General features: G+C 56.1%; 26 protein-coding genes. 15 read left to right on the top strand and 11 right to left on the bottom strand.

Annotated features, from left to right (window positions below):
• Positions 1 to 59: 59 nt before the first annotated feature.
• The 6 genes from ABNH10_RS13810 to ABNH10_RS13835 all read right to left on the bottom strand — a co-directional run bounded on the left by ABNH10_RS13810 (position 60) and on the right by ABNH10_RS13835 (position 5,073).
• Positions 60 to 1,523 (bottom strand): RNA polymerase factor sigma-54, encoded by a 1,464-nt coding sequence (locus ABNH10_RS13810; protein ID WP_349386486.1) that lies wholly within the window; start codon positions 1,521 to 1,523, stop codon positions 60 to 62.
• Between the two features lie 227 nt (positions 1,524 to 1,750).
• Positions 1,751 to 2,476: an LPS export ABC transporter ATP-binding protein gene (lptB, locus tag ABNH10_RS13815; protein WP_349386487.1), complete on the bottom strand. Its 726-nt coding sequence runs from the start codon at positions 2,474 to 2,476 to the stop codon at positions 1,751 to 1,753.
• Complete coding sequence (gene lptA, locus ABNH10_RS13820) at positions 2,473 to 3,072, bottom strand: lipopolysaccharide transport periplasmic protein LptA (protein ID WP_349386488.1); 600 nt, start codon at positions 3,070 to 3,072, stop codon at positions 2,473 to 2,475. Before lptA ends, lptB begins: the two co-directional genes overlap by 4 nt.
• Positions 3,047 to 3,604: an LPS export ABC transporter periplasmic protein LptC gene (gene lptC / locus ABNH10_RS13825; protein ID WP_349386489.1), complete on the bottom strand. Its 558-nt coding sequence runs from the start codon at positions 3,602 to 3,604 to the stop codon at positions 3,047 to 3,049. The genes lptA and lptC overlap by 26 nt, the downstream gene beginning before the upstream one ends.
• Positions 3,601 to 4,104 (bottom strand): KdsC family phosphatase, encoded by a 504-nt coding sequence (locus tag ABNH10_RS13830; protein ID WP_349386490.1) that lies wholly within the window; start codon positions 4,102 to 4,104, stop codon positions 3,601 to 3,603. Before ABNH10_RS13830 ends, lptC begins: the two co-directional genes overlap by 4 nt.
• Positions 4,105 to 5,073 (bottom strand): KpsF/GutQ family sugar-phosphate isomerase, encoded by a 969-nt coding sequence (locus ABNH10_RS13835; protein ID WP_349386491.1) that lies wholly within the window; start codon positions 5,071 to 5,073, stop codon positions 4,105 to 4,107.
• Between the two features lie 208 nt (positions 5,074 to 5,281).
• Between ABNH10_RS13835 and ABNH10_RS13840 the strand changes: the two genes are divergently transcribed.
• From ABNH10_RS13840 to ABNH10_RS13870, 7 genes are all read left to right on the top strand, one after another.
• Complete coding sequence (locus ABNH10_RS13840) at positions 5,282 to 5,929, top strand: MlaC/ttg2D family ABC transporter substrate-binding protein (RefSeq protein WP_349386492.1); 648 nt, start codon at positions 5,282 to 5,284, stop codon at positions 5,927 to 5,929.
• Between the two features lie 185 nt (positions 5,930 to 6,114).
• Positions 6,115 to 6,369 carry a BolA family protein gene (locus ABNH10_RS13845; RefSeq protein WP_349386493.1) on the top strand — a complete coding sequence of 85 codons (255 nt, stop codon included), beginning with the start codon at positions 6,115 to 6,117 and terminating at the stop codon, positions 6,367 to 6,369.
• A gap of 52 nt (positions 6,370 to 6,421) precedes the next feature.
• Complete coding sequence (gene murA / locus ABNH10_RS13850; protein ID WP_349386494.1) at positions 6,422 to 7,684, top strand: UDP-N-acetylglucosamine 1-carboxyvinyltransferase; 1,263 nt, start codon at positions 6,422 to 6,424, stop codon at positions 7,682 to 7,684.
• A gap of 18 nt (positions 7,685 to 7,702) precedes the next feature.
• A complete protein-coding gene (hisG, locus tag ABNH10_RS13855) occupies positions 7,703 to 8,347 on the top strand; it encodes an ATP phosphoribosyltransferase (RefSeq protein WP_349386495.1) in 645 nt (214 codons plus the stop codon).
• A 175-nt stretch (positions 8,348 to 8,522) separates the two neighbouring features.
• Positions 8,523 to 9,824 (top strand): histidinol dehydrogenase, encoded by a 1,302-nt coding sequence (gene hisD, locus ABNH10_RS13860; protein ID WP_349386496.1) that lies wholly within the window; start codon positions 8,523 to 8,525, stop codon positions 9,822 to 9,824.
• A 65-nt stretch (positions 9,825 to 9,889) separates the two neighbouring features.
• Positions 9,890 to 11,017: a histidinol-phosphate transaminase gene (hisC, locus tag ABNH10_RS13865; protein ID WP_349386497.1), complete on the top strand. Its 1,128-nt coding sequence runs from the start codon at positions 9,890 to 9,892 to the stop codon at positions 11,015 to 11,017.
• A 213-nt stretch (positions 11,018 to 11,230) separates the two neighbouring features.
• Positions 11,231 to 12,829 (top strand): DUF4139 domain-containing protein, encoded by a 1,599-nt coding sequence (locus tag ABNH10_RS13870; protein ID WP_349386498.1) that lies wholly within the window; start codon positions 11,231 to 11,233, stop codon positions 12,827 to 12,829.
• 163 nt (positions 12,830 to 12,992) lie between these two features.
• Here ABNH10_RS13870 and ABNH10_RS13875 read toward each other — a convergent pair whose 3' ends face one another.
• Positions 12,993 to 14,090 carry a trypsin-like peptidase domain-containing protein gene (locus ABNH10_RS13875; protein WP_349386499.1) on the bottom strand — a complete coding sequence of 366 codons (1,098 nt, stop codon included), beginning with the start codon at positions 14,088 to 14,090 and terminating at the stop codon, positions 12,993 to 12,995.
• A 295-nt stretch (positions 14,091 to 14,385) separates the two neighbouring features.
• Between ABNH10_RS13875 and ABNH10_RS13880 the strand changes: the two genes are divergently transcribed.
• A complete protein-coding gene (locus tag ABNH10_RS13880) occupies positions 14,386 to 15,141 on the top strand; it encodes a Nif3-like dinuclear metal center hexameric protein (protein WP_349386583.1) in 756 nt (251 codons plus the stop codon).
• A gap of 30 nt (positions 15,142 to 15,171) precedes the next feature.
• Complete coding sequence (locus tag ABNH10_RS13885; protein ID WP_349386500.1) at positions 15,172 to 16,047, top strand: diacylglycerol/lipid kinase family protein; 876 nt, start codon at positions 15,172 to 15,174, stop codon at positions 16,045 to 16,047.
• 138 nt (positions 16,048 to 16,185) lie between these two features.
• On the opposite strand, the gene ABNH10_RS13890 is transcribed toward ABNH10_RS13885, so the two are convergent.
• A complete protein-coding gene (locus ABNH10_RS13890; protein WP_349386501.1) occupies positions 16,186 to 16,719 on the bottom strand; it encodes a Z-ring associated ZapG family protein in 534 nt (177 codons plus the stop codon).
• A gap of 116 nt (positions 16,720 to 16,835) precedes the next feature.
• Between ABNH10_RS13890 and ABNH10_RS13895 the strand changes: the two genes are divergently transcribed.
• The 4 genes from ABNH10_RS13895 to ABNH10_RS13910 all read left to right on the top strand — a co-directional run bounded on the left by ABNH10_RS13895 (position 16,836) and on the right by ABNH10_RS13910 (position 21,565).
• Positions 16,836 to 17,468, top strand: a complete 633-nt coding sequence (locus tag ABNH10_RS13895; protein WP_349386502.1) for an alpha/beta hydrolase — start codon at positions 16,836 to 16,838, stop codon at positions 17,466 to 17,468.
• A 137-nt stretch (positions 17,469 to 17,605) separates the two neighbouring features.
• Positions 17,606 to 18,688, top strand: coding sequence for a cell division protein ZapE (gene zapE / locus ABNH10_RS13900; RefSeq protein WP_349386503.1), 1,083 nt, complete (start codon positions 17,606 to 17,608; stop codon positions 18,686 to 18,688).
• A 166-nt stretch (positions 18,689 to 18,854) separates the two neighbouring features.
• On the top strand, positions 18,855 to 20,000 hold the full coding sequence (locus tag ABNH10_RS13905; RefSeq protein WP_349386504.1) for an acyl-CoA dehydrogenase family protein: 1,146 nt from the start codon (positions 18,855 to 18,857) through the stop codon (positions 19,998 to 20,000).
• A 299-nt stretch (positions 20,001 to 20,299) separates the two neighbouring features.
• On the top strand, positions 20,300 to 21,565 hold the full coding sequence (locus tag ABNH10_RS13910) for an OmpP1/FadL family transporter (RefSeq protein WP_349386505.1): 1,266 nt from the start codon (positions 20,300 to 20,302) through the stop codon (positions 21,563 to 21,565).
• 223 nt (positions 21,566 to 21,788) lie between these two features.
• Here ABNH10_RS13910 and ABNH10_RS13915 read toward each other — a convergent pair whose 3' ends face one another.
• The 3 genes from ABNH10_RS13915 to ABNH10_RS13925 all read right to left on the bottom strand — a co-directional run bounded on the left by ABNH10_RS13915 (position 21,789) and on the right by ABNH10_RS13925 (position 23,984).
• Positions 21,789 to 22,511, bottom strand: coding sequence for an SGNH/GDSL hydrolase family protein (locus tag ABNH10_RS13915; protein WP_349386506.1), 723 nt, complete (start codon positions 22,509 to 22,511; stop codon positions 21,789 to 21,791).
• Between the two features lie 112 nt (positions 22,512 to 22,623).
• The gene (locus ABNH10_RS13920; protein ID WP_349386507.1) at positions 22,624 to 22,818 is read right to left on the bottom strand and encodes a hypothetical protein; all 195 of its coding nucleotides are present in this window, start codon (positions 22,816 to 22,818) and stop codon (positions 22,624 to 22,626) included.
• Between the two features lie 128 nt (positions 22,819 to 22,946).
• A complete protein-coding gene (locus ABNH10_RS13925) occupies positions 22,947 to 23,984 on the bottom strand; it encodes an aldo/keto reductase (protein ID WP_349386508.1) in 1,038 nt (345 codons plus the stop codon).
• Between the two features lie 261 nt (positions 23,985 to 24,245).
• Here ABNH10_RS13925 and rplM point away from each other — a divergent pair, with 261 nt between their 5' ends.
• Complete coding sequence (rplM, locus tag ABNH10_RS13930) at positions 24,246 to 24,674, top strand: 50S ribosomal protein L13 (RefSeq protein WP_011587862.1); 429 nt, start codon at positions 24,246 to 24,248, stop codon at positions 24,672 to 24,674.
• A gap of 11 nt (positions 24,675 to 24,685) precedes the next feature.
• Positions 24,686 to 25,081: a 30S ribosomal protein S9 gene (gene rpsI, locus ABNH10_RS13935; protein ID WP_349386509.1), complete on the top strand. Its 396-nt coding sequence runs from the start codon at positions 24,686 to 24,688 to the stop codon at positions 25,079 to 25,081.
• The last annotated feature ends 108 nt before the right edge of the window (positions 25,082 to 25,189 follow it).

The raw sequence follows: 25,189 nt of genomic DNA on the forward strand, positions 1-25,189 counted from the left end.
CGCCTTTCAGGCTGGCTTAGCAAGGTGTTACCCAGAATTCCATGATCCGTTCTGGCGCCCTACACCAAACGCTTGCGGGCGCTGGAAGACGGTATTCGCATCGCCTCTCTGTATTTGGCGACGGTCCGGCGCGCTACATTGATCCCCTGCTCATTGAGCAAGCTGGCCAGCTTGTTATCGCTGAGCGGCTTGCGGGGATTCTCGGCAGCGACCAGCTTCTTAATAATGGCACGAATAGCGGTGGAGGAACACTCACCACCACCGTCGGTTCCCACGTGACTGGAAAAGAAATATTTCAGCTCAAAGATGCCGCGGGGTGTCATCATGTATTTCTGATTGGTGACCCGACTGATGGTTGATTCATGCATCTCAACGGCATCGGCAATATCCGCCAAAACCAGGGGTTTCATGGCTTCATCGCCATAATCAAAGAACCCTTGTTGCACGTCCACGATGCGGGTGGCGACTTTGAGCAGGGTGTCGTGACGGCTCTGCAGGCTCTTGATGAACCATTTTGCTTCCTGGACGCAGTTGCGCAGATATTGCCCGTCTTCACCGCTGGTGGTGCGGGCGATGCTGGCGTATTGCTGTTGCAGGTTGACTCGCGGGAGGACATCGTCGTTTAGGCTGACCTGCCAGCGCCCCTGGTGCTGGCGGACGATCACGTCAGGAACGGCGTAGTCCACCTGAGGCTCGCCAATTTGCTCGCCGGGGGCCGGGTCCAGGGTGCGAAGCAGAGATAGCGCTTCAAGCAGGACCTCTTCTGTGAGCTGGAGGGTGCGGCGCAGGGCGGTGTAATCGTGCTTTTCCAGTAGGTCCAGGTGCCCCAGTAGTGCGTAGGCTTCGGCATAGAGCGGGGTGTCTGCGGGCAGTTGGCGCAGCTGGACTGAGAGGCAGTCGGCCAAGTTGAGGCTGGCGACGCCTACCGGGTCGAACTGTTGCAACCGGTGCTGCACGGCAAGCACTTCATCGTGCTCCAGTTCGTCTCCTTCGGTAAGCAGGTCCGGCTGGGCATTCACCATGTCGACGATGTCGCCAAGGGGCACGGTGATGTAACCGCGGTCGTCCAGGGACTCGATGATGGTCATGGCGATAATGCGGTCTACATCGCTCATGGGAGTCAGGTTTAGCTGCCAGAGCAAGTGATCTTGCAGGTCGCCGGAGATGGCGTGACGTTGCTGCCACTCGTCGGCATCGTCGGGGAGGGCTGCACTGGAGCTGGTACTTTGACCGGAATAGACGTCATCCCATTCGGTTTCCAGCCCAGGCTCGTCTTGTATCAGTTCTTCCAGGCCGTTATCGCGGTCGGTCTCGAGCTCTTCGTCCTGACGTTCTTCGTCATCTTCGGAGAGGGCGTCGTCACCGAAATCGTCTGCCAATTCCAGCAGGGGGTTGCTCTCCACTGCTTGCTGAATTTCCTGGCGCAGATCTAAAGTGGACAGCTGCAAGAGGCGAATGGCCTGCTGCAGCTGCGGCGTCATGGTGAGCTGCTGGCCAATTTGTAATTGTAGTGTGGGCTTCATACTGCTTGGTATTCTGTTCGTCCCCAAAACCCGAGAATAGCAGTCTACCCACAGGGTAAGCAATATTTGTGCCAGATAAAACAGTGTGTTAGGCAGGGCGGCAAGCGACAACCATGGGATATGAGAGAGGACCTGCGCTGGCGTGGACGTGCCGGCGCTCAAGCCATCATTACAGGCATAGCTTTATCCGTTTCTCTGTGGTGTGCTCGCGTTGAAGCTTGCTGACCTTATAGCCTGAAATCAGCGCCCAGATAGACATCCCGTACTTGTTGGTTGGCAAGGATGATGTCCGCATCACCAGAGGCAATGATGTGGCCGGCGCTAACGATATAGGCGGTGTCACAGATATCCAAGGTTTCGCGTACATTGTGGTCGGTGATTAAAACGCCGATGCCGCGTTCTTTGAGGTGCCGAATAATGCCCTTGATGTCGTTAACCGAGATGGGGTCAACGCCAGCGAAGGGTTCGTCCAGCAGAATGAAGTCCGGGTCGGTGGCCAAGCCTCGGGCGATTTCCGCGCGGCGGCGTTCGCCGCCAGACAGGCTCATCCCCAACGAATCGCGAATGTGCCCGATGTGGAATTCCTTGAGCAGGCCTTCCATGCGCTCGTGGCGGTCCGCTTTGCTAAGCTCCTTGCGGGTTTCTAGGATGGCCATGATGTTCTCTTCTACCGTTAGGCGGCGAAAGATACTGGCTTCTTGAGGCAGGTAGCCAATCCCTCGCTGGGCACGACCGTGCATGGGCAGGTGAGTGATGTCGCCGTCGTTAATTTCAATGCGACCGGCATCGGCCTCCACTAGTCCAACAATCATGTAGAAGCAGGTAGTTTTGCCAGCCCCATTGGGCCCTAATAGGCCGACAATTTGACCGGCTTCCACATCCAGGGAAACGTCTTCGATGACCCGGCGACCCTTGTAGCTTTTTGCCAGGTGATGGGCGCGTAAATGGCTCATGGTATGCTGGGCTCCGCCTCAGGCGAGGTGTTGCTGTTGTCTTCGCTTTGAGTCTCGTTTGGGGTGTCGCTATTGGATTTGTTGCTGGCGTTGTTAGGGGATTTAGCGGGCTGATTCTCGGCAGGAATGACTAGCCGAACCCGCTGGTCACCTTCACTGCTAGCGTCCACGCGCTTGGAATCCAGGCTGTATTCTACCTTGGCGCCTTCGAAAGTGTTGCCCTGGTGCTCAATGTAAGCATCGCCGGTAAGAACTAAGGTACGAGCCTTGATGTTGTAAACCAGATTTTCAGCGTGGGCGTTGAGGCCTTCGCCTTCTTCCATGCGCACCGGGGTGCCGGTAGCTTCCACCCGCACCAGTTCGCTATTTTGGGTGAACATGCGCATTTCATCGGCAAACAGTTTGCGCTCGCCTTGAATCAGTTCCACGTTGCCGCTGTACAGGCCGCTACCGGCGCTCTGCTCGAAACGACCGTTGTCTGCCGTGACCTGGATCGTGCCTTCCATGGGGGCGGCCTGAGCGCCCAAGGGGAAAACTACCAGTAATGCCAGTGCGGCGAGATGGCGGGTGCTATGAAGCCGGTGCTTCAAATTCACTCTTCACTCCTTGTTTCAGGTTCAGAATGCCCTTGCCGAGATCTGCTTCCAAGGCGCCTGCACGGGTCTGGCCGGAGTCGAACAGCATGTCCACGTGGCCAGGGGTGGTGGCGATGTTAGTGTCGCTGTTGAACTGCAGTTCTTCGGTGTTCACGGTCACTTTCTGGGTCGGATTGTTCACAGTGACCTTGCCAAGAAAGGTAATGAGGTCGCCGTTCTCTTCCACGATGCCCTCTTCGCTGGTGATGGTCCAGCTGCCTTTGTCGTTGGCCATGACCAGTACCGGAGCTTGCATCTCGGTGAGTGGGTTGTGGTCGAACTGCACTAAATTCTCTGCGGTGAGATGGTATTGCAGGCTGCCATCTTGTTCGCTGAAGGCCCGCGCGGTAACGTCGTCGGCAATGATTGCCGGTGCCATGGTCACCGCATTACCTTGGCCGGGCAGGGTGCTGTCCCACTCGTGCAGGGTCATCAGCATCACCAGCCCCAGCAGCAGAATGCCGGTGGCGCTTAATAGCCCCTGACGCTTCATGCCGGGCTCCGCAGGGCAAGAATGGCGTCACAGATTTCCCGTACCGCACCTTCACCACCGCGACGGACGGTAATGTGGTTCGCCGCGTTTTTGGCGCAGTCGTGGGCGTTCTCCGGGGCAAAACTCAGCTGCGCCCAGTGTAGGGCGCTAACGTCAGGCTCGTCGTCACCAGCGTAGCCGGTTTCACTGGCGCGCATGTTCAGCGAGTCGGCTAGAGCTTCCAAGGCGACGCCCTTGTCTTCGCGGCCCTGAATTACATGTTCTATGCCCAGGTCCGCCGCGCGTTTGGCCACCATGGGCGAGGTGCGCCCGGTAATAATGGCCAAGGTGACGCCGCTGGCCGCCAGCTTTTTCAGGCCGTGGCCGTCCAGGGTATTGAAGACTTTTAGCTCTTCACCGTTGGGGCCAAACAGCAGGCGACCATCGGTCATCACGCCGTCCACGTCAAACGCCATCAAGCGCAAATTCTGAGCATCGATGGAGGGTAATCGCATGGGCATTTACACTACTCCCGCGCGCAACAGGTCTTGCATGTTGAAAGCGCCGACCGGTTTGCCATCACTGCCGCAAACCATTAAGCCGTTAACCTTGCGGCTTTCCATGATCTGTAAAGCTTCAGCGGCTAGATGCCCTTGGGCGATGGTTATCGGGTCGGAAACCATGACCTCGGCAATGGTGGTTTTTCGAATATCGATATCCCGGTCGAGGATGCGACGCAAATCACCATCCGTAAAAATGCCTGCCAGGGTTCCGTCTGCGTGGGTGATGGCGGTCATTCCCAGGCCTTTATGGGTCATTTCCAGCAGGGCTTCACTGAGCGAGGTGGTAACGCTGACCACGGGAAGCCGCCCGCCTGCGTGCATGATGTCGTCTACTTTCAACAGCAGGCGGCGGCCCAGGCTGCCTCCGGGGTGGCTGAGGGCAAAGTCTTCCGGTGTGAAGCCGCGGGCTTCCAGCAGGGCGATAGCCAAGGCGTCCCCCATGGCCAGCGCGGCAGTGGTCGAAGAAGTGGGCGCCAGATTATGGGGGCAGGCCTCTTCCGCCACGGCCACGGTCAAGTGTACATCCGACAGTTGCGCCAACGCAGATTGTGGGCGTCCGGTCATGCCGACCAAGGCGGTGCCCTTGCGTTTGATCACCGGCAAAATGGCCAACACTTCGGCGGTTTCGCCGGAGTTGGACAGCGCCAATACCACGTCGTTAGCAGTAATCATGCCCAAATCGCCGTGGGAGGCTTCGCCGGGGTGCACAAAGAATGAAGGGGTGCCGGTGCTGGCGAGGGTGGCGGCCAGTTTGCTGCCCACGTGCCCGCTTTTACCCATTCCGGTGACGATAACGCGACCCTTGGCATTCAGCATCAGGTCGCAGGCAGCGGAAAAGCTAGTGTCCAGACTGTCTTTCAGTGCATCCACGGCCCGGGCTTCGATTTCCAGCACCCGCTGGCCAACGCTGATGTGGTTGTGACTCATGCGCTCTCCTTGACGTTGGCGGCGATTATACACGGGTTATGCCCTCCACGTTGACCCGTAATGGTTAACTCGATCGCGTTGAGGGGAACCGTATTGCACTCTGTGACTCCAATAAAAGCACTGAGGTTCAGTGTGTTGTGGCTGTTGATCACTGGACAGCAGGCAAAGAACACCGTAAAACCGCCGGTGACTAAATAGGGAGCAATGTATGCATTTACAACGGGGTATGGGCGCGTGGCTTCGCGTCGGGTTGGTGGTTTTACTGACAGGAATGGCGGCGCTGGCCCAGGCTGAGAGTGATCCTCGCCAGATGGTGGTGGATGCGGTGGAGCGCATGACGTCTCGTGTTGAGGCGGAGCGCGCGGCGCTGGAGGCCGACCCGGCCAAGGCCAAAAGACTGGTGCGTGAAGAGCTGGCGGATATGGTGGATTTTAAACGCATTACTCGCATGGTCATGGGCGATTACTTTGGTGCCTCCAGCAAGGAGCAAAAATACCGGTTCCTGGATGTATTCAAGAACAGCCTGATGAACACCTATGCGTCTGGCATTACCCTGTATGAGGGGCAGAAGATTGACATCTTGCCCATGAAAGGCGGCGACCGTAAAGGCGACTACGCCCGAGTGCGCATGGAATTGAAGACCAATTCCGGCCAAGTGGTGCCCATTTACTACACCCTGTTCCTGCGCGATGACCAATGGAAGGTAATCAATGTGTATGTGAATGGCCTGGATCTGCGTGAAACCTACAAGAGCCAGTTCGCCCAAGGCATGCAGCAGTACAATGATATCGGCAAGGTGATCGATAACTGGTCTGCGGATGCCAACATTGATGCGGGCATCAAAGAGGAAAGTTAGCAGGGTAAATAATCGAGCTTCGGATCTTGCTGCGCCGGGGCCGTGGGGAGTGCTGGGGACGGTGCCGCCGTGGTAAGGGGCAACGCGCTCGCGTATTATACGCCCCTGATTACAATTTTGATGGAGCGGCCCCAGGCCGCTCCAATGCTGTTTGGGCCTGCCCAAGGCCTTGATGAGGAGTAAAGATGAATCCGGAAGACGTAATCACGCTGGTAGAAGCTGGTTTTGAGAGTGCCGACGTGGCAGTGGAAGGCGGCGGTGACCGGTTCCAGATTCGCGTGGTGTCGGAAGCCTTTAGTGGCTTGCTGCCAGTAAAACGGCAGCAGATGGTGTACGCCACCATCGACGAGCAGATTAAAAGCAACACTATCCATGCCGTGCAAATTATTACCTTTACTCCGGCGGAGTGGGAAAAAGCCCAGAATCAGGGCCTGTCCTGACCCCGGCCCCAGCCTGTACGAGCTGGAAGAAAGAAACCATTAGAGACAGTTCATGGATAAATTGATCATCACCGGTGGCCAGCGGCTGGACGGCGATATTCGTATTTCCGGGGCCAAAAATGCGGCGTTGCCGATTCTGGCAGCCACTTTGTTGGCTGACGAGCCGGTAACGGTGGGCAACCTGCCGCATTTGCAAGACGTGACTACCTTGATCGAATTGTTGGGCCGGATGGGTGTCCATGTGGTGATCGATGACCGCATGAACGTGGAAGTGAACGCCACCACCATCAAGGAATTGACGGCCCCCTATGAGCTGGTGAAAACCATGCGTGCCTCGATTCTGGTGCTGGGGCCCATGCTTGCCCATTTTGGTAAAGCATCCGTATCGCTGCCCGGCGGTTGTGCTATTGGCTCGCGGCCGGTGGATATTCACCTGCGTGGCTTGGAGGCCATGGGCGCGGATATCGAGGTGACTAACGGTTATGTGAATGCTTCTGTGGATGGCCGCCTCAAAGGAGCGCGCATCGTTATGGATGTGGTCACCGTAACCGGTACCGAAAACTTGATGATGGCAGCGGCGCTGGCCGAAGGGACTACCTATCTGGAAAACGCCGCTCGTGAGCCTGAAGTGGTGGATCTGGCCGATTTCATCAATGCCATGGGCGGCAAGATCAGCGGGGCCGGCTCCGATACCATTATCATTGAAGGGGTGGAGCGCCTGACCGGTTGTCACCATCAGGTCGTTGCCGACCGTATTGAAACCGGCACCTATCTGATTGCCGCTGCCATTACCGGTGGTCGTATCAAGACCAAGGACACGGTGCCGGGCATTCTTGATGCGGTGCTGCAGAAGCTGGAAGAAGCCGGGGCGAAAATTACCGTTGGCGACGACTGGATTGAGCTGGACATGGAAGGGCGCCGCCCGAAGGCCGTGTCCTTGCGCACCGCGCCGTACCCGGCTATGCCCACCGATATGCAGGCCCAGTTCATGGCCCTGAATCTGGTGGCCGAAGGCACCAGCACCATTGTTGAAACCATTTTCGAAAACCGGTTCATGCACGTGCAGGAAATGAACCGCATGGGCGCGGATATTGAGGTGCAAGGCAACACGGCTATCTGCCGTGGTGTCGAGCAACTGACCGGGGCACCGGTGATGGCCACCGACCTGCGCGCCTCTGCCTCACTGGTTATCGCGGCCTTGGCGGCGGCCGGTGAAACCACCGTGGACCGTATTTACCATATTGATCGCGGTTACGAGTGCATCGAAGAGAAACTGCAATCGCTGGGCGCGATCATCCGTCGCGTGCCTCGCTGACCGGATCGGGGACCTGTGATGAGTAAGCCATTGACCATCGCCCTCTCTAAAGGGCGCATTCTCAAGGAAACCCTGCCGCTGCTGAAAGCCGCAGGCATTGAGTTGCTGGAAGACCCGGCAGCGTCGCGCAAGCTGATTTTTGACACCACCCGCGACGATGTAAAAATTATCATCATTCGTGCCACGGACGTGCCCCCCTATGTGCAGCATGGTGCGGCGGATATCGGTGTGGCCGGCAAGGATGTTCTCATGGAGCATGGCGGCGACGGGGTGTTTGAGCCAGTGGATCTGGATATTGCTCGCTGCAAATTGATGGTGGCAGCCATGAAGGATGCCCCGGAAACCGGTAGCCGACTGCGCGTAGCCACCAAATTTGTAAACGTGGCCAAAGCCTACTATGCCCAGCAAGGCAAGCAGGCGGAAGTGATTAAGCTATACGGTGCTATGGAGCTGGCCCCGTTGGTGGGGCTGGCGGACCGCATTGTGGATATCGTTGATACCGGCAACACTTTGCGTGCTAATGGTCTGGAACCCACTGAGTTAATCGCCCATATTTCTACCCGGGTGATTGTTAACCGCGCCAGCATGAAAACCCGCCATAGCGATATCCAGACGATTTTGGACAGGCTGTCAGAGGCGGTAGCGTCCCGCAAGGCGGGTTAAAGCCCTTTCATCACAGATTGCATAGCGTAAACAGCTAAAAAATATACCTGCTTGATGTGATGTTGAGCGAGAGGCGTTGCTTCTCTTTGCGATAGAAAAAACGTCGCTTTTTTCTCAGTGGACCCTGAGCCCGCTGTGGTAAAAATAGATCCTGACTTTTAAAACGGTGCCAACCATGGAAACCACCTGGCTTAACGCCCAAGATGCGGATTTCGATGCCAAGCTCGCCGCGCTAACCGCCTGGTCGGAAGAGCGTGACGAAGAAGTGGCGCATCGAGTGCGCGGCATCCTCAAGGGTGTGGCCCAGCGTGGCGATGCTGCCCTGGTGGAGTACACCAACCGCTTTGACCGTCGTGATGTGTCGGCCATGGATGAACTGGTGGTGGACCAGGCTCAGTTGCAGGCCGCGCTGGCGCGTATTCCCGCTGAACAACGCGAAGCCCTGGAGGCGGCCGCTGAGCGCGTGCGTCGCTACCATGAAAAGCAGAAACAGGATTCTTGGCACTACCGGGAAGCGGACGGCACCTTGCTGGGTCAGCAGGTGACGCCTTTGGACCGGGCCGGTATCTATGTGCCCGGCGGTAAAGCCGCGTACCCCAGTTCAGTATTGATGAATGCGCTACCAGCCAAGGTGGCGGGGGTCGGCGAGATCATAATGGTATCGCCTGCCCCAGAGGGCATCATCAATGACATGGTGCTGGCGGCGGCGGCTATTGCGGGTGTCGACAAGCTCTTTACTCTGGGCGGTGGCCAAGCGGTGGCGGCTTTGGCCTACGGTACAGAGGCGGTGCCGGCGGTGGATAAAATTGTCGGCCCCGGCAATATCTATGTGGCCGAAGCCAAACGGCAGGTGTTTGGCAAAGTAGGCATCGACATGATTGCCGGCCCTTCGGAAATTTTGGTGGTCTGTGACGGCAAGACCAACCCGGACTGGATTGCCATGGATCTGTTTTCTCAGGCTGAGCATGATGAGGAAGCTCAGGCCATTTTGGTGTCACCGGACGCCGATTTTTTGAAGCAGGTTGCGCAGTCCATGGAAACCTTGGCCGCGACTCTGGAGCGGGAAACCATTATTCGCACGTCCATGAAGCACCGGGGGGCGTTGATTCAGGTGAAGGATCTGGATCAGGCCATCGAAATCGCCAACCGCATTGCTTCTGAGCATCTGGAATTATCCATTGATGACGCGGAGCAATGGGCGAAAAAAGTTCGCCATGCCGGTGCGATTTTTCTGGGTCGCCACACTCCCGAAGCGTTGGGTGATTACTGCGCCGGGCCGAACCACGTGCTGCCTACGAGTGCCACCGCCCGCTTTTCTTCGCCATTGGGTGTGTACGATTTTCAGAAACGCAGTTCGCTGATTGGCTGCTCCCCGGAAGGGGCTAGCAGTCTTGCAAAAATTGCCTCTCCGCTTGCCCGTGGCGAAAGCCTTACGGCCCATGCCCGCAGTGCGGAATATAGAATCAAGAAACGCTAACACGCCTCACGCATCACGTTTCCACGGGTGATGCGTGTTGCCTGATGCATGCAGGCGGAATACCTATGAGTAAATATTGGAGCGACTTCGTTCACCATTTGGAGCCTTACGTTCCCGGCGAGCAGCCGAAGATGGACAAGTTAGTGAAGTTGAATACCAACGAGCACCCGCTGGGTCCGTCGCCGAAGGTAATCGAGGCGATTCGGGGCGAAGTGGACGATCGGCTGCGGCTGTATCCGGACCCGGAAAGCAGCCAGCTGAAGCAGGCCATCGCCGACTATTATTCCGGCCTGGGCTATGGGATAAAGCGTTCTCAGGTGTTCGTTGGCAATGGCTCCGACGAGGTGCTGGCGCATTTGTTCATGGGCTTTTTCAAACAGCATCAGCCGCTACTTTTCCCAGATATCACCTATAGTTTCTACAAGGTCTATTGCGGCCTGTATCAAATCGACTATCAGCCTGTGCCGCTCGATGATGCTCTGGGTATTGCGGTGGACGATTATCTAGAAGGCGACAAGCCACGCGCAAATGGTGGCATCATCTTCCCTAACCCTAATGCGCCCACCGGTAAGCTGTTGCCGCTGAGTGAAATTGAGCGTTTGTTGCAGGCGAATACGCAAACCCTGGTGGTTATCGATGAGGCCTATATCGACTTTGCCGGCCCCCAAGGGCAGGGCGGCGCTACGGCCATCGCTTTGGTAAACCGCTACCCGAACCTGTTGGTGACTCAGACTTTGTCAAAATCCCGCTCTCTGGCGGGTTTGCGTATCGGCTTGGCGATTGGTGATGGCGCGCTGATTGATGGGCTAAATCGGATTAAAGACAGCTTCAATTCCTATCCGTTGGATCGTCTGGCCATTGCCGCTGGAGTGGCCGCGTTTAAAGATCAGGAGTGGTTCGAAAAAGGCTGTGAGCAAGTAATCATGCAGCGCGAGTGGCTCAACGAGCAGCTCGGGCAGCGAGGTTTTGAGAGCTTGCCGTCGGCGGCCAACTTTCTTTTCACTCGCCACGAGCAGCATAGTGGGCTCTCTCTGGCCCAGGGTTTGCGCGAGCAAGGCATTATTGTGCGTCATTTTGGCAAGCCTGAGCGTATCGCTGACTACCTGAGAATCACTATTGGCACGCCTGAGCAAAATCAGGCGTTGATTGTGGCTTTAGACGGGTTGATTTCAAAGTGGAAAAACGCCGGGTAATTTTTTGCTGAAATAACATAAAGAGGCCGCGCCCAAAGTTTGGGCGCGGCCTCTTTATGTTAACGGCTAAATTGCAGCTCACTCGCTTTTGAGCTTTTAGCAGGGAAGTCTCCTCCGCACCGGTCGCTTAGGCTGGCAGAGTCTCGCCTGCTTGAACCTTTCCCCTTACCTGCGGTACTAACAGGTATTAGCCCAACGGTAAGGCTCCTAAAAATGAAACGTGTGTTACTGCTTACTTGCGCCCTCATTCCGCTTCCTCTTTTCGCTGCCGACTTTGCGGTCAGCGCGCCGGTGAATAAGGCCGTGCTGTTTCCTGCTCAGGCGCATCTTACTCGCACTTTTAGTCAGGCCTTGCCCGCCGGTGAGCACCAGTTGGTGGTGAAAGGGTTGCCTGAGTTGGATCTGGATAGTCTGCAAGTGGCGGTTAACGGCGCTGAGTTGCTGGCAATCCGGCAAGGGTTTGCCGTTGGGGACGTGGATGTATCAGCTCACCGGGCTGAGTTGGAGGCGGCAATTCGCAAGCTGGAGCAGGCCATGGCCGAAGCCAAGGCAGCCGATGATCTTGATCAACAGCAAATCAATCACCTTCAATCCCTGATGGGCCAGGCACCTCAAGGACAGGCCGTGTTTGCCCAGGTGCCGGTAGAAAAATGGGCCAGCGCCTGGGAGTCCATTGGCAAAGCGGTGACGCAACGGCAAACAGCTATCAACCAGCGGGCGGAGATTCGGCATGGGCAGCAGCAGGAGTTGGATGCCCTTCGTCAGGAGCGTCAGCTGCTGGGCCAGGGGCAGACTCGTAGCCGCCAGTTGATACTGACCGTGGCGGCTCCTAACAAGTCCACCGCGCAGGTGGAACTTGCCTATTTTACTGGCCAGGCCGGTTGGCAGAATCAGTTGCGTGTAGATCTGGATAGCGGCAACGAGACCGTGGCGGTGACCGGCATTGCCCAGATTCACAACCGTACCGGTGAGGACTGGCAGAATGTCAGTGCCACCCTAGGGTTAGTGCCCGCCGGTTATCGCCCCCTCCCGGATCTGCACCCTTGGCTGGTACGCCTGGCGACACCACAGCCGGCGATGCGTAAGTCATCGTTGCATTCCGTAATGGCGGAATCTGCGGCCTATGAGACAGATATGGCTCAGCGTATCCAGGCGATGCCCGTGGCAGCGCCTGTGGCGCACGGTTTTGATATGCGTGTACCGCTTTCAGCGCCGCTCAATCTGGCCAGTGGTGACGCTACCGCGCGGCTTCCTTATCAGCAGGCGGCGCTGCCGGTAACTTTGACCCGCGAAAGTTACTTATGGCAGCAGCCGGCAGTGTTACTGGTGGGGGAGTGGCAGAACTCCAGCCCGCTGCCCTGGTTGCCCGGTCACGTTACCCTGTTGCGTGATGGCCAACGCTTGGCCCGTTATTACCGCGGCAACAGTATTAAGCAGGGCGAGCACGTGAAGATGAGTTTCGGTGATGATCCGCGCTTGCAGATTGCGGTGGTGCGCGAACCCTCACAGCAAGGAGAGGTGGGCTTGATCAATAAAGAAAGCACGCTCTCTGCGTTGAAGAATATTACTCTGTCGTCCCATTACGATAAGGCCGTGACGGTGAATTTGTTGGATCGACTTCCGGTCGCCGGAAACGACAATATTACTATCACAGCCAAGGGCAAGGCCGCAGATGCCAAGGATGTGAGTGGCGTGAAAGGACTGCAACGATGGCAGTTCACCTTGCCCGCCGGGGGCGAAGAAAGCCTCAAACAAGGTTTCGAAATTCGCTACCCTGAAGATGCAATTCTGAGCGGTGTAGAAGGGTTGTGAGGAGAGTTCAACGTTGAAAATTGAAACGGGCAACGGTGTAGAGGCTACGTTTTAAGCCAACAGGCCGCGCCCAACGTTAAAAAGTTTGAGCGCGGCCTGCTGGCGTTACCTGTTGGCACCAAACGAACAGGCTATGTCTATGCGCATTTCAGCCTTCAACTCTTTAATCGGTTTCCGCTGGTGGGCGGGTACCAATGACCACGTCTACGGATACCGGCTGACGGTTACGGATAACCTCTAGCGTCACCTTGTCATCAGGCTTCATACCCGCGATTCGATTCATCGCTTCATAGCCATCGGCCATCATGTCACCGTTGATACCCACTAGCACATCACCGGGCTGCAAGCCGCCTTTATGGGCAGGGCTATCGACTACCACCTCGGTTACTACGCCTCCACGCACGTCTTCCACGCCAAAGCTTTCGGCTAGCGAGGGCGTCATATCCTGCACGGTGACGCCCAGGTAGCCGCGAATCACTCGGCCGTGGTCGATCAAATCATCCATCACTTCCCTGGCGATGGACGCAGGAGTAGCAAAGCCGATGCCCTGCCAGCTACCGTCCGCGGAGAGGATGGCAGTATTGATACCGATCAAATGACCGCGGGTATCGATCAGTGCACCGCCGGAGTTGCCACGGTTAATGGCTGCGTCGGTTTGGATAAAGTTTTCGAAGGTGGCGATTCCCAAGTGGCTGCGGCCGGTGGCGCTGACAATGCCCATGGAGACGGTCTGGCCCACGCCCAATGGATTGCCGATGGCCAGTACCACGTCGCCGACCTGTACCGGGCCATTGCCGTTGAGTTCCACTTCGGGCAAGTTTTCTAGCGCAATGTGCAACAGTGCCAGATCCGTTTCCGAGTCTGTGCCCACCACCCGGGCAGAGGCATCACGGCCATCGCGCAAGGCCACCAGAATTTCATCGGCATCGCGTATCACATGGTAACTGGTCAGCACATAGCCGCTATCATCGACAATCACCCCTGAACCTAGGCTGCTCAGGGCGCGTTCGCGGCGGGGCTGTTCCATAAAACGATTGAACAGGGGGTCTTCGGCCACCTCTTCATTGGTGATGATCTGGGTGGTGTAGATATTCACCACTGCCGGGGCCGCATGGTTCACCGCGCCAGCGTAGCTGGCCACGCCGGTGTCGTGCTGTGCCGGTGCGGCGTTTGGGCCCCACTGGTACCACCAGAGTGCGACAAGGCCGACGGCTAGGCCGGTGAGCACCGGGCCGGCCAGGAAACGAAGCAGTTTGATCACCGGTAATGCCCTCGTTATGCGGTTCCCCCCTTTCGTGAGCAGCCTGGTGAAGGGCCTCTGCGAGACAAGTGAGGGGTCAGATAGGTAAACTGCGCGCAATAGTAGAACCTGTGAAGGGCGATTGCTACCACCCGCTGACGGCGACAAACGGCCGCACGCCCCTATTGCTACGCGCTCGACAGCGCATAGCCCGACTCTAGGTTATACCGCGCAGCCGGTGATCGGGTTGGCGCGGTGATCGACGATCACGGGTTCTATGACCACATTTATACTTTCCGACCTACCGGTAGGTGCCATGCTCAAGCGCGATTACATGTTGTCTCTGCTCGACCAGGAACTGGCGGTGGACTGTTTTCAGGATTACTGCCCCAATGGTTTGCAGGTGGAAGGCCGCGAGCAAATCCACCGTGTGGTATCCGGGGTGACGGCCTGCCAAGCACTCATTGATGCCGCCATCGTAGAAGAAGCGGATGCGATTCTGGTGCACCATGGTTATTTTTGGAAAGGAGAAAGCCAGCAAATTCGAGGCATGAAGAAACAACGCCTGCAAACCCTGCTGCGCCATGATATCAACGTGTTTGCGTACCATTTGCCATTGGATGCTCATCCGACGCTGGGCAACAATGCGCAGCTGGCTCGACGGTTGGGTTTGACCACGGAGGGAGGTCTGGATGATTCCCTTCGACCTATCGGCAATGTGGGGCGGTTGGATAGCCCCATGAGCGCGTCGGAATTCGCGGCCCATGTGGAAGCGGTATTGGGGCGTACGCCACTGCATATTGGTGATCCTGAGGATGAAATTGAAACCATCGGCTGGTGCACCGGCGGTGCCCAGGGGTTTATCGAACAGGCTCAGAGCAAGGGCGTGGATGCCTACTTGAGTGGCGAAATTTCAGAGCCGACCACCCATTTTGCTCGGGAAACCGGCATGCACTATTTTGCCTGTGGTCACCATGCCACGGAGCGTTATGGCGCCATGGCGCTGGGCCAGTGGCTTAGTGATCATTATGGTATCGAGCATACCTTTATTGATATCGATAACCCGGCTTGAACCGGGAGTTGTACGAGGGTTTCCTGTCTGATGAAAGTCACTGTGATTTATAACCCGGCCGCCGGCGGCGGCCGGGAAGTTCTACTTTGCCGTTTTGTGGCGGAGCTGGAGCGTCTGGGCGCGGCGGTGCGCCTGTACCATACCAAAGGCCCCAACGATGCTACAGATTATCTCAAGGGGCTGGCAGACCAGGGCGATTGCGTGGTCGTCGTAGGCGGTGATGGCACCACCAATGAAGTGCTCAATGGGCTAGCTGCCGGCGTCGCGCTGGGCGTTTTTGCTACTGGTACGGCGAATGTGTTGGCCAAGGAGCTGGCACTGCCGAAAAAGCCGGAGCAGGCTGCTCAGGTGGTGGTGCAGGGCAAAAGTGTAGCGGTGACGCCGGCGCGTTTGAACGGCCGGCGGTTTCTCATGATGTGCGGGGTCGGCTATGACGCCTGGGTGGTAAACGGAGTGAATCTGGGCATTAAAGAACGCTTCGGCAGGCTGGCTTATGTGCAATCCATGCTTGGCCAGATTGGCCGTTACGGCCAGAGGCACTACCGGGTGGAAGTAGATGGTCGACCGCTGGATTGTTTCTCGGCCATCATTACCAACGGCCGTCACTATGGCGGCAGCTTCGTGTTGAGCCGCGAGGCCAATATCTTGCGCCCCCAACTCCAGGTGCTGTTATTTCAGAAACCGGGGGTTCGGTTCTTGTTGCGCTGCCTGGTCGCTTTGCTATTTGGGCGTATGGAACGGGTGGACGGCGTAGCCAGCCTGCGTGCCCAGCGGGTGCATATCCGTTGCGAAAACCAGAAGGAGCCGATTCAGGCAGACGGCGACCCGGCGGGCTGCTTGCCCGCAGAGATTGAAGTGGAAGACGCGCCGGTGCCCATGCGGGTGACCGCCCTGTTTGATTCATAAGGCTTTGCGATAATCCTTGTACCGCTTGGGCAGGCACTCTTGGTAAGGTGCCGCCTGGCAACTCAACAAAAAAGCCCGCTGATGCGGGCTTTTTTGTGTCTGCTTGTTGGTGTTGGTACGGTAGGCCTTTTTGCGGAATCAGCCAGGCTTCTTGTCGCTGGTAGCCTCGTCGCCTTCCGTGTCGCCGTCGGCATAATCCCGGGGCGGCTCCACCATTATGTCTGGTAACGGGTTGTCGGCCACACCCACGGGGGCAAAAGGGCCAGTGGGTTTCTGTTGCAGGCCAAAGTCTTCAGAGAGTGTTCCCTTGGCGCTGGGCGCGTAATCCAGTGGTGGCGCCAGGGGTTCGCTGTTGTCTTTGTCCGGAGCGGAATCCAAAGATTTGGCCACGGCTCGCTTGCGTCCCACCTCGGAGCACAGCACTTGAACTCCCTTGGACAGATGCTCGTGTACGGAGCGATAGGCCTGGGTCATATCGTTGACCAGGTCAGCGGTTTGCAGAAAATGATCGTCTACCTTGTCCCGATAATGATTTAGCGCCTGACGGGCTTCGTCACGATCGCGAATTAATTGGCCGGCTTGTCGCCGTGCCGGTAACAACCAGAAAAGCAGTCCTGCACCTACTACCACGCCGGCAGCAAAGCACAGCACCCCAGTTGTCAGCATATCCATGGCATACTCCTGTAAGGTATCGCCAAGACGCTGGCGATAACGCTTTAGCTATTGCAGCACAGAGCTGCGCAATCGCCAAGGGCGAAAGGCGTAACAGGATGCGAAAGGAGTAGAAAATGGCAGCACAACGGCAAACCTTACCCGGACCGGCAGGGCAGCTGGAGGTGGTCGTGGAACAGGGTAGTGATGCGCCGCCGTTCGTGGCCATTGTCTGCCATCCGCATCCGCTGTTCGGAGGCACCATGGATAACAAGGTGGTGACGACCCTGACCCGTCTGGCCCGTGATGAAGGCGCTGTGGTGGTGCGTTTCAACTTCCGTGGTGTGGGTGAAAGCCAGGGCGCCTACAGTGATGGCATTGGGGAAACCGAAGATCTGCTGGCCATTCATAGCTGGCTGACACACAAGTATCCGCGAGTGCCACTTTGGTTATCGGGCTTTTCATTTGGCAGTTTTGTGGCTGCTCGTGGGGCGGAAATCCTCAAGGCTAATGGCATGCCCGCCCGGCAACTGTTGCTGGTGGCGCCTCCGGTACACCATTACCCGTTTGACGACATAGAAGACACCGGCTGCCCGGTGACGGTGGTGCAGGGAGATGATGATGAAGTGGTCCCGGCTGAACAGGTGTATCGCTGGGCAGAGCAAACCCCGTTAGCCCCCGATCTGGTGCGTTTCCCCGATTGTGGCCATTTTTTCCACGGCAAGTTGGTGGACTTAAAACAGGTAGCGGGCAGCCACTTGCCTACCTAGGCGCTGATGTCCCATGGATGGATTTCACGCCCTGACGGTTGTCAGTTAGCGGCCCTGGCGCTACATTGACCCGCCTTTGCTGGGCCTGTTTCAGGTCCTGAGCCAGTTTCAACTACACAGTGGCAGGTCCACGATCTATGACCCCTCTTGAGCAATATAAAGCTGACCTAGAGCGAGATGATTTCTTCCAAGACCCGGCCCAGCAGCAGGCTGTCGCCGCGCTGGATGAGCTTTATCACCGATTGCTTGAGGAGCCCGCCTCGGGGGGGCTATTGGGCCTCTTTCGAAAGCCCCGCCCCCAGATGGGCTTGTATATGTGGGGAGGGGTAGGCCGTGGAAAAACCTACCTGATGGACGTATTTTTCCAGACGCTGCCGTTTAAGGAAAAGCGTCGCATGCATTTTCATCGCTTCATGCAGAAGGTGCATCGTGAAATGCGTGAACGCCAGGGGGAAAAAAACCCGCTGATCAGTATCGCCCGCAAATTCGCCAGCCAGGCTAGGGTGCTGTGTTTCGACGAGTTTTTCGTCACAGATATCACCGATGCGATGATCCTGGCCGGCCTGATGCAGGAATTGTTTGCCAACGGCGTCACCCTGGTTGCCACCTCCAACATCGAGCCGGATGGTTTATACAAGGATGGGCTGCAACGGGCCCGCTTTCTTCCCGCCATTGATTTGCTTAAAGAGCACACTCAGGTGTTGAACGTGGATGGGGGGAACGACTACCGCTTGCGGCTACTGGAACAGGCAGAGCTTTATCACTGCCCTTTGGGAAAAGGGGCCGATGCGTTTCTTCAGGAGCGTTTCGCGACACTGGACCAAGATCACTCCCGGCATCGTGATCGCGGCAATGTGCTTATTGAAGGCCGCAAAATCGCCACTGTTATCTGTGCGGACGATGTGGTCTGGTTTGAGTTCAGGGAGCTGTGCGATGGCCCGCGCAGCCAAACGGATTACATTGAAATCGCTCGTGAATTCCACACAGTACTGCTCGCAAACGTGGAGCAAATGGGGGCCAGTAAGGATGATATGGCCCGGCGATTCATCAATTTGGTGGATGAATTCTACGACCGTGCGGTGAAACTTGTGGTCACCGCAGAAGTGCCTATTGACGATATCTATGCCGGGGGGCGTCTGGATTTCGAATTCGAACGCACCTGTTCTCGCCTTCAGGAGATGCAGTCTTCCGAATATTTAGGGCGCGAACACCGCGCCTGATCAGCTTGAACCCCGCAGGTCATTGTCCGGTTTTCACTGCTGGCCGCGGGTGTGAGCGTTTTGGTCATTGCTCAATAGCAAGCGCTATCAACATTATGGGCGCATTCTTTGCCCCTGCCGGTCCGGCGTTGGGGCTAATCCTGATAACCTGATGCCGGAGAGCATAATGATCCCCCGTACGCTGTTTAGTTCAGACCACGAAACTTTCCGCGATACCGTCCGTAAATTCCTCGAAAACGAAGCGGTCCCATTTAATGAAGAATGGGAACAGCAAGGCGTGGTCCCCAAAGACGTATGGCTAAAGGCTGGCGAGCAGGGTTTCCTATGCCCTATGGTGAGTGAGGAGTATGGCGGTATCGGCGCTGACTTCCTTTACAGCGTGGTGATCAATGAAGAAATTTCCAAGCTGGGCCTCACCGGCATCGGTTGGGGACTGCATACGGAAATCGTGGCGCCTTACATTGAACATAATGGCTCAGAAGTATTGAAGCAGAAGTATCTGCCGAAAATGGTCACCGGCGAAATGATTGGTGCCATCGCCATGACAGAGCCCGGTGCCGGTTCTGATTTGCAAGGTGTGAAAACCAGTGCGGTAAAAGACGGTGACCATTATGTGCTGAACGGTTCTAAAACCTTCATCACCAATGGGCAGAATGCAGATATCGTTATTGTGGTGGCAAAAACCGACCCGACTAAAGGGGCCAAGGGCATTAGCCTGTTTGTGGTAGAAACCGACTCTGAAGGGTTCGAGAAAGGTAAGAATCTGAAGAAAGTCGGCATGAAAGCCCAGGATACCTCCGAGCTGTTTTTCCAGGATGTGCGCGTACCGGCGGAAAACCTGTTGGGTGAAGAGGGCATGGGCTTTATTTATCTGATGAAAGAGCTGCCCCAGGAACGCCTTGGTATCTCCGTTGGTGGCCTGGCCATGGCCGAGTCTGCATTGGCGCATACCATTGAATATGTGAAAGAAAGAAAGGCTTTTGGCAGGCCCATTGCTGGTTTCCAGAACACTCAGTTCAAAATTGCCGAAATGCATACCAAGCTTGAAGTGGCGCGGGCCTATGTGGATCGTTGCTTGGAGTTGCACCTGAAAAAAGAGCTGGATATTCCTACGGCTGCGGCGGGCAAGTACTACATTACTGACCTGCAGTGTGAAGTGATTGATGAATGCCTGCAGTTGCACGGTGGCTACGGTTACATGTGGGAATACCCGATTGCCCGCATGTTTGCAGATTCGCGCGTGCAGCGGATTTACGGCGGTACCAACGAAATCATGAAAGGCATTATCGCCAAAGCGGTGCTGGCGGATTAACCCGGTGTAGAGTTAAAACGAAAGGGCTGCTTCGGCAGCCCTTTTTTGTGTCTTCTTGCGGCATCCCCCATACATGGATTTCTCCATAGACTAGATGACGCCAGAGGGATTTTTGCTGCTGTGGCTGACAGCTCCTTAGGTAAAAGAGGAGATTTTACAAAAAAAAGGCCTAATGGGAAAGTATTAGTCGGTCGAGGTGTTGCTGTCATTCGCCTAAGTTGTGTATAAGTGTAAGTGAACTCAGATTGAGGGATGGTCTTGCGTGTAAGCTAATAATTATAGGAAGAAGGAGAACAACAATGAAAAAAACAGGTGCGCTACTAATCGGTTCAGCCTTTGCGGCTTTATCGACGCAAGCGATAGCTACAGGTTTTGCTGTCAGTGAGCAATCTGTTTCTGCGCAAGGTACCGCTTTTGCTGGCGCGGCGGCATTAAGCGAAAATGCGTCAAATCAATGGTATAACCCGGCTACTTTGGCAGGTTTGAAAAAAACAGAAATTACTGTGGCTGTTCAGCAAGTTATCATCGACACGAGCTTTAAAGCAGATGGAAATTCGGGGCCCGGTGATTTTGAAGATTTTAGCCCAGTGGTAGGAAGCGCGTTTTTGGCTGTTCCCCTCAGTGATAAAATGACGTTTGGCTTGGGTATAAATGCTCCCTTTGGCTCGAAAATTGAGTATGAAGATAACTGGGGTTCTGTGGCTACCGATCCTTTGGCGCCACTGTCTCCGACGACAGGTGACCGCTATGCCACCATGTCTGACCTAAGGGCTATTAACATTAACCCGGCATTGGGTGTTCAGGTAACGGATCGTCTTCGTTTGGGTGTCGGGGTTAGCTACCAACGTCTTGAGGCGGATCTTGAAAGCTCGTTTACCCGCCTAGAAGGGGACGACGACGCCTATGGTTGGAACGTCGGGTTAGTGTTCGATGCTGATGATAACAACCACTTTGGTTTGGCGTATCGCTCATCCGTGGAGTATGACCTTGATGGCGACATTACCTTCTCCCCCTTGCCCTTGGTGGCCGGTAGGCAGCCATTGCCGGTAGCTACTGCCTTAGCGGGTAAATACAGTGGGAGCACCTCTGTGGATTTGCCCGCGTCAGCTCAATTTTCATATGCCGGGGACCTTTCTGAGCGAACACAAATTTTATTCGGCGTTGAGTGGATGGAGTGGAGTAGCCTTGATGAGCTCGTAGTCGATCACTCGGGTGCGCCGATCCCAAGCCCGGCGGTGCAGGAATTTGGTTGGGGTGATACAACCCGTTTCTCTGCCGGTGTGCGGCATGTGCTTGACAAAGGAACGGTATTGCGAGGTGGTGTCTATAAAGAAAACTCCACTCAGAGCAGTGAGCATCGCTCTCCAGCCTCGCCAGACTCAGACAAAATCGGTGTGTCTATTGGGGCAGGCTTTAACCCAACAGATAATATGACTATTGATGTGGTTTATAGCCATATCTTCATTGAGGATGCAGAGACAAACCTGGCTGAACGAGGCTTGCTGGAAGGAGACTTTGAGTTGGATGCCGATATTATCGGTGCTCAGCTGAGCTATCGTTTCTAAAACCAGCGGGGGTGGTAGAAGTAGAAAAGCGAGCCTTAGGGTTCGCTTTTTTTTTGCCGCAATGCAATGACTGCATTGTTCACGCAACATGCAACGCATCGGCCGTTGTGATCAGGTTGCTCTAAAAGTCGCGAATGACCAGGCTGCCGTCATTGGTGCACCGGAAGGCTCCGTGGCGGGGTGTTACTGTGGAACGGGCAGCCCGCAGCAGTAGGTGCAGGAGTCACGTTTGTTGTTCGCTGCTCTTTTGTTCTGCCAGTGCGGCTGCAATGGCTCGGTAGCCGCTGGCGTTTGGGTGGTAGCCGTCTTTAGCGAGCAGGGCTGGGTCTTGCAGAGCAGGATAATCGAGGTAGCGCACGAGGTGGCCATTGCTGGCCACGCGACGGTGCTGTTGATCCAGTTGCCGGGCGCGCCAGCCGAGTAGCTGCCTGAGCGGGATGGGCAGGGCGGTAAATTTATGCATGGGGGGCACGGCGAGTAAGGTTATTCGGACGTGGGGATGTTGCTTGCTCAGTGCCTCAATCAGCTGCAGTAACCCTATGCGATAGCGGCGCCGGGAAGTGAAACCTGTGGTGTCATTAACTCCCATGCTGATAAATATCTGATCCACTGGGGGCGGGGCCGTATCAGCAAGGCGGGCGAGTAGCTCCTCCACACGGATGCCGTTTACGCCAAAGGTGTGCCAGGCCACCGCTTGCCCGGATTGTTGGTGCAGCTGTAGGGCCAGTTGGCTGGCCAGTCCCTGACGGTGGTGAAAGACGCCAACACCTGCCGCTGTGGACTCTCCGACTACCAGTAAGCGATGGGCCGGGGCACCATGGCCCCACTGGCCCAAGGGCTCGCCGTCAGCTTCGGGTAGCCGTACCGCGGTGCGGCGGGTGTACAGCGCCAGCGGGATGGCCACGGGGCTGAGAATCCCAAAAGTGAGCCAAAAAGGCAGATGCATAGCTTCGCCCACGAACATTTTTTCGGTAGCGGCAGGCCTCTTAAGCCTAAGCCGCTGATGACTATGGTGATGAGCAGGCCGTCGACAATTTCACCGATTGCGGCACAGGCTATCACATCCTTGTCTCTAGGTTGCTGGGCACGATAGCGGCGCCCGACAGGAGGGTGTTGGTTAGGGCCGCGTGGGGTGAATGCTGATTCACGGCTAATGACTGTTGGTACAAGGCAGCAAAGCCGATGATGACGCTGTCGTTTTGGCCATGGGCTTGCGAGTGGGGATCACCATGATGGTATATCGCTCTGGCCATGTTGCTTCCAGGTTAAGTTAACAGCATTAACATCGGCATGTGTGTAAGGCTGCCGCCAATCGTCTTTTATTGGTCAGGAGAAGGTTGGGGCTGGCGTCAATGCGGCATGGTGCATTTCGCGACTCTAGTTAGGGTGCTGGGTACGGGAAACGAGTATGAATCGCGTTTAGCGTTTTTTCCAAATCTTTGTCCCAGGGTACGTCGATGCTTTTCAGGTTCTCTTCCAGTTGCGCGAGGGTGGTGGCACCAATGATGTTGCTGGTCACGAAGGGGCGTGTGGTGACAAATTGCAAGGCAAGTTGGGCTGGGCTGATGCCTCGTTCACTGGCTAGTTCGCAATAGGCTTCAGTGGCAGCGATGGCTTGGGGATTGCTGTAGCGCGCAAATTGTTTGAATAGCGTGAGGCGGGCGCCTTCCGGCCACTGGTCATTGCGGTATTTGCCGCTGAGCATACCGAACGCAAGCGGCGAGTAAGCCAGCAATCCGACTTGTTCCCGGTGGGCAATTTCTGCCAAGCCCACCTCAAAACTGCGGTTGAGCAGTGAATAAGGGTTTTGAATGCTGACCGGAGGCGCCAGGCCGATTTTTTCTGCTTCATGAATGAAGGTCATGGTGCCCCAAGGGGTTTCATTGGAAAGGCCCCAGTGACGGATTTTTCCCGTATCCACCAGCGCTTTCAGCCCGGCAACGGTTTCGCTGATGGCGATGCCTTCTTCGCCCTCTCGATGTTTATAGCCCAGCTGGCCGAAGAAGTTGGTGGTGCGTTCAGGCCAGTGCAGCTGATAGATGTCGATCACATCGGTCTGCAGTCGATTGAGGCTGCCTTCCGCGGCGCCCTGCAAGCTTTTCGCGCTGAACCGCGGGCCGCCGCGGATATGTTTGACGTACTCGCCTGGCCCGGCGGCCTTGGTGGCCAGTACAACTTTATTTCGCTGACCGGTGCGCGCAAACCATTCGCCAATGATGGTCTCGGTGCGAAAAGAGGTATCCGGGCTGGCGGGCACAGCATACATTTCGGCAGTATCAAAAAAATTAATGCCATGATCTAGAGCCATGTCCATCTGGGCATGGCCTTCTTGTGCGGTGTTCTGGCTTCCCCAGGTCATGGTGCCCAAGCAGAGGGCGCTGACCTCGAGATCGGTTTGCCCGAGACGTCGATGCTGCATTGTCTGTTCCTTTAAAGAGGGTGCGGCAAGGGTGTAGAGTTATGCCTAATCTCAACATGGCTGCGCCGGCTTCACAATGATCCTTTTACAGGGCGCAGAGAGGCCCTGTAAAAGGATGAACCGGTGCCATGACAACAAATGCCCTCTGAACCGCTTGTGTTCTTTGGGGGGCTTGGGTAGAATTCGCGCTCTCTTGCCCGGCGTAACCGTCGCCGGTGGGTGTTTACTACCCGTAACATATTGAATTTAGGGCAGAATTCCATGAAGACCTACAGCGCAAAACCGGAAAGCGTAAAGCGCGACTGGTATGTGGTAGACGCCTCCGGCAAAACGTTGGGTCGGTTGGCTACTGAAGTCGCCAGCCGTCTGCGCGGTAAGCACAAGCCGGAGTTTACTCCACATGTCGACACCGGTGATTACATTGTTGTGATCAATGCCGATAAAGTGGCCGTTACCGGTAAGAAAGCGTCAGACAAAATGTATTACCGTCACACCGGTTATCCGGGTGGCCTGAAAGAAGCCAACTTTGCGACTCTGCAGGCAGAAAAGCCTGAGATGATCATCGAGAAGGCGATCAAGGGCATGCTGCCGCGTAACCCGCTGGGTCGCGCCATGTTCCGCAAACTGAAAGTTTACGCCGGCACTGAGCATCCGCATACCGCTCAACAGCCGCAGCAGCTGGAAATTTAAGGGGTTTGTCGATGGCAACTGTAGAAACCAACTACGGAACCGGTCGCCGCAAGACCTCTTCCGCTCGCGTTTTTCTGCGTCAAGGTAGTGGCAAGATCAGTGTTAATGGTCGCCCGCTGGATGTGTATTTTGGCCGTAAAACCAACCAAATGGTTGTTCGTCAGCCTTTGGAATTGGTAGAAGCGACTGATAAGTTTGACGTGCTGATTACCGTAAGCGGTGGTGGCAACAACGGTCAGGCTGGCGCTATTCGCCACGGTATTACTCGTGCGCTGATGGAGTATGACGGTGAGCTGCGTGGCCAGCTGCGTCGTGCAGGCTACGTGACACGCGATGCGCGTGAAGTGGAACGTAAGAAAGTGGGTCTGCGCAAGGCGCGTCGTCGCCCGCAGTTCTCCAAGCGTTAAGCTTCAAGCACTGCAGATTCACAAAAAAGCCCAGCAACGCTGGGCTTTTTTGTGTTCGAATCAGCTGTTTAGCGCTTATGGCGGGGTAATAACCGGTTGTCAGGTGTG

Origin of the sequence: Alcanivorax sp. (assembly GCF_040119285.1) — a bacterium.
GTDB lineage: Bacteria > Pseudomonadota > Gammaproteobacteria > Pseudomonadales > Alcanivoracaceae > Alcanivorax.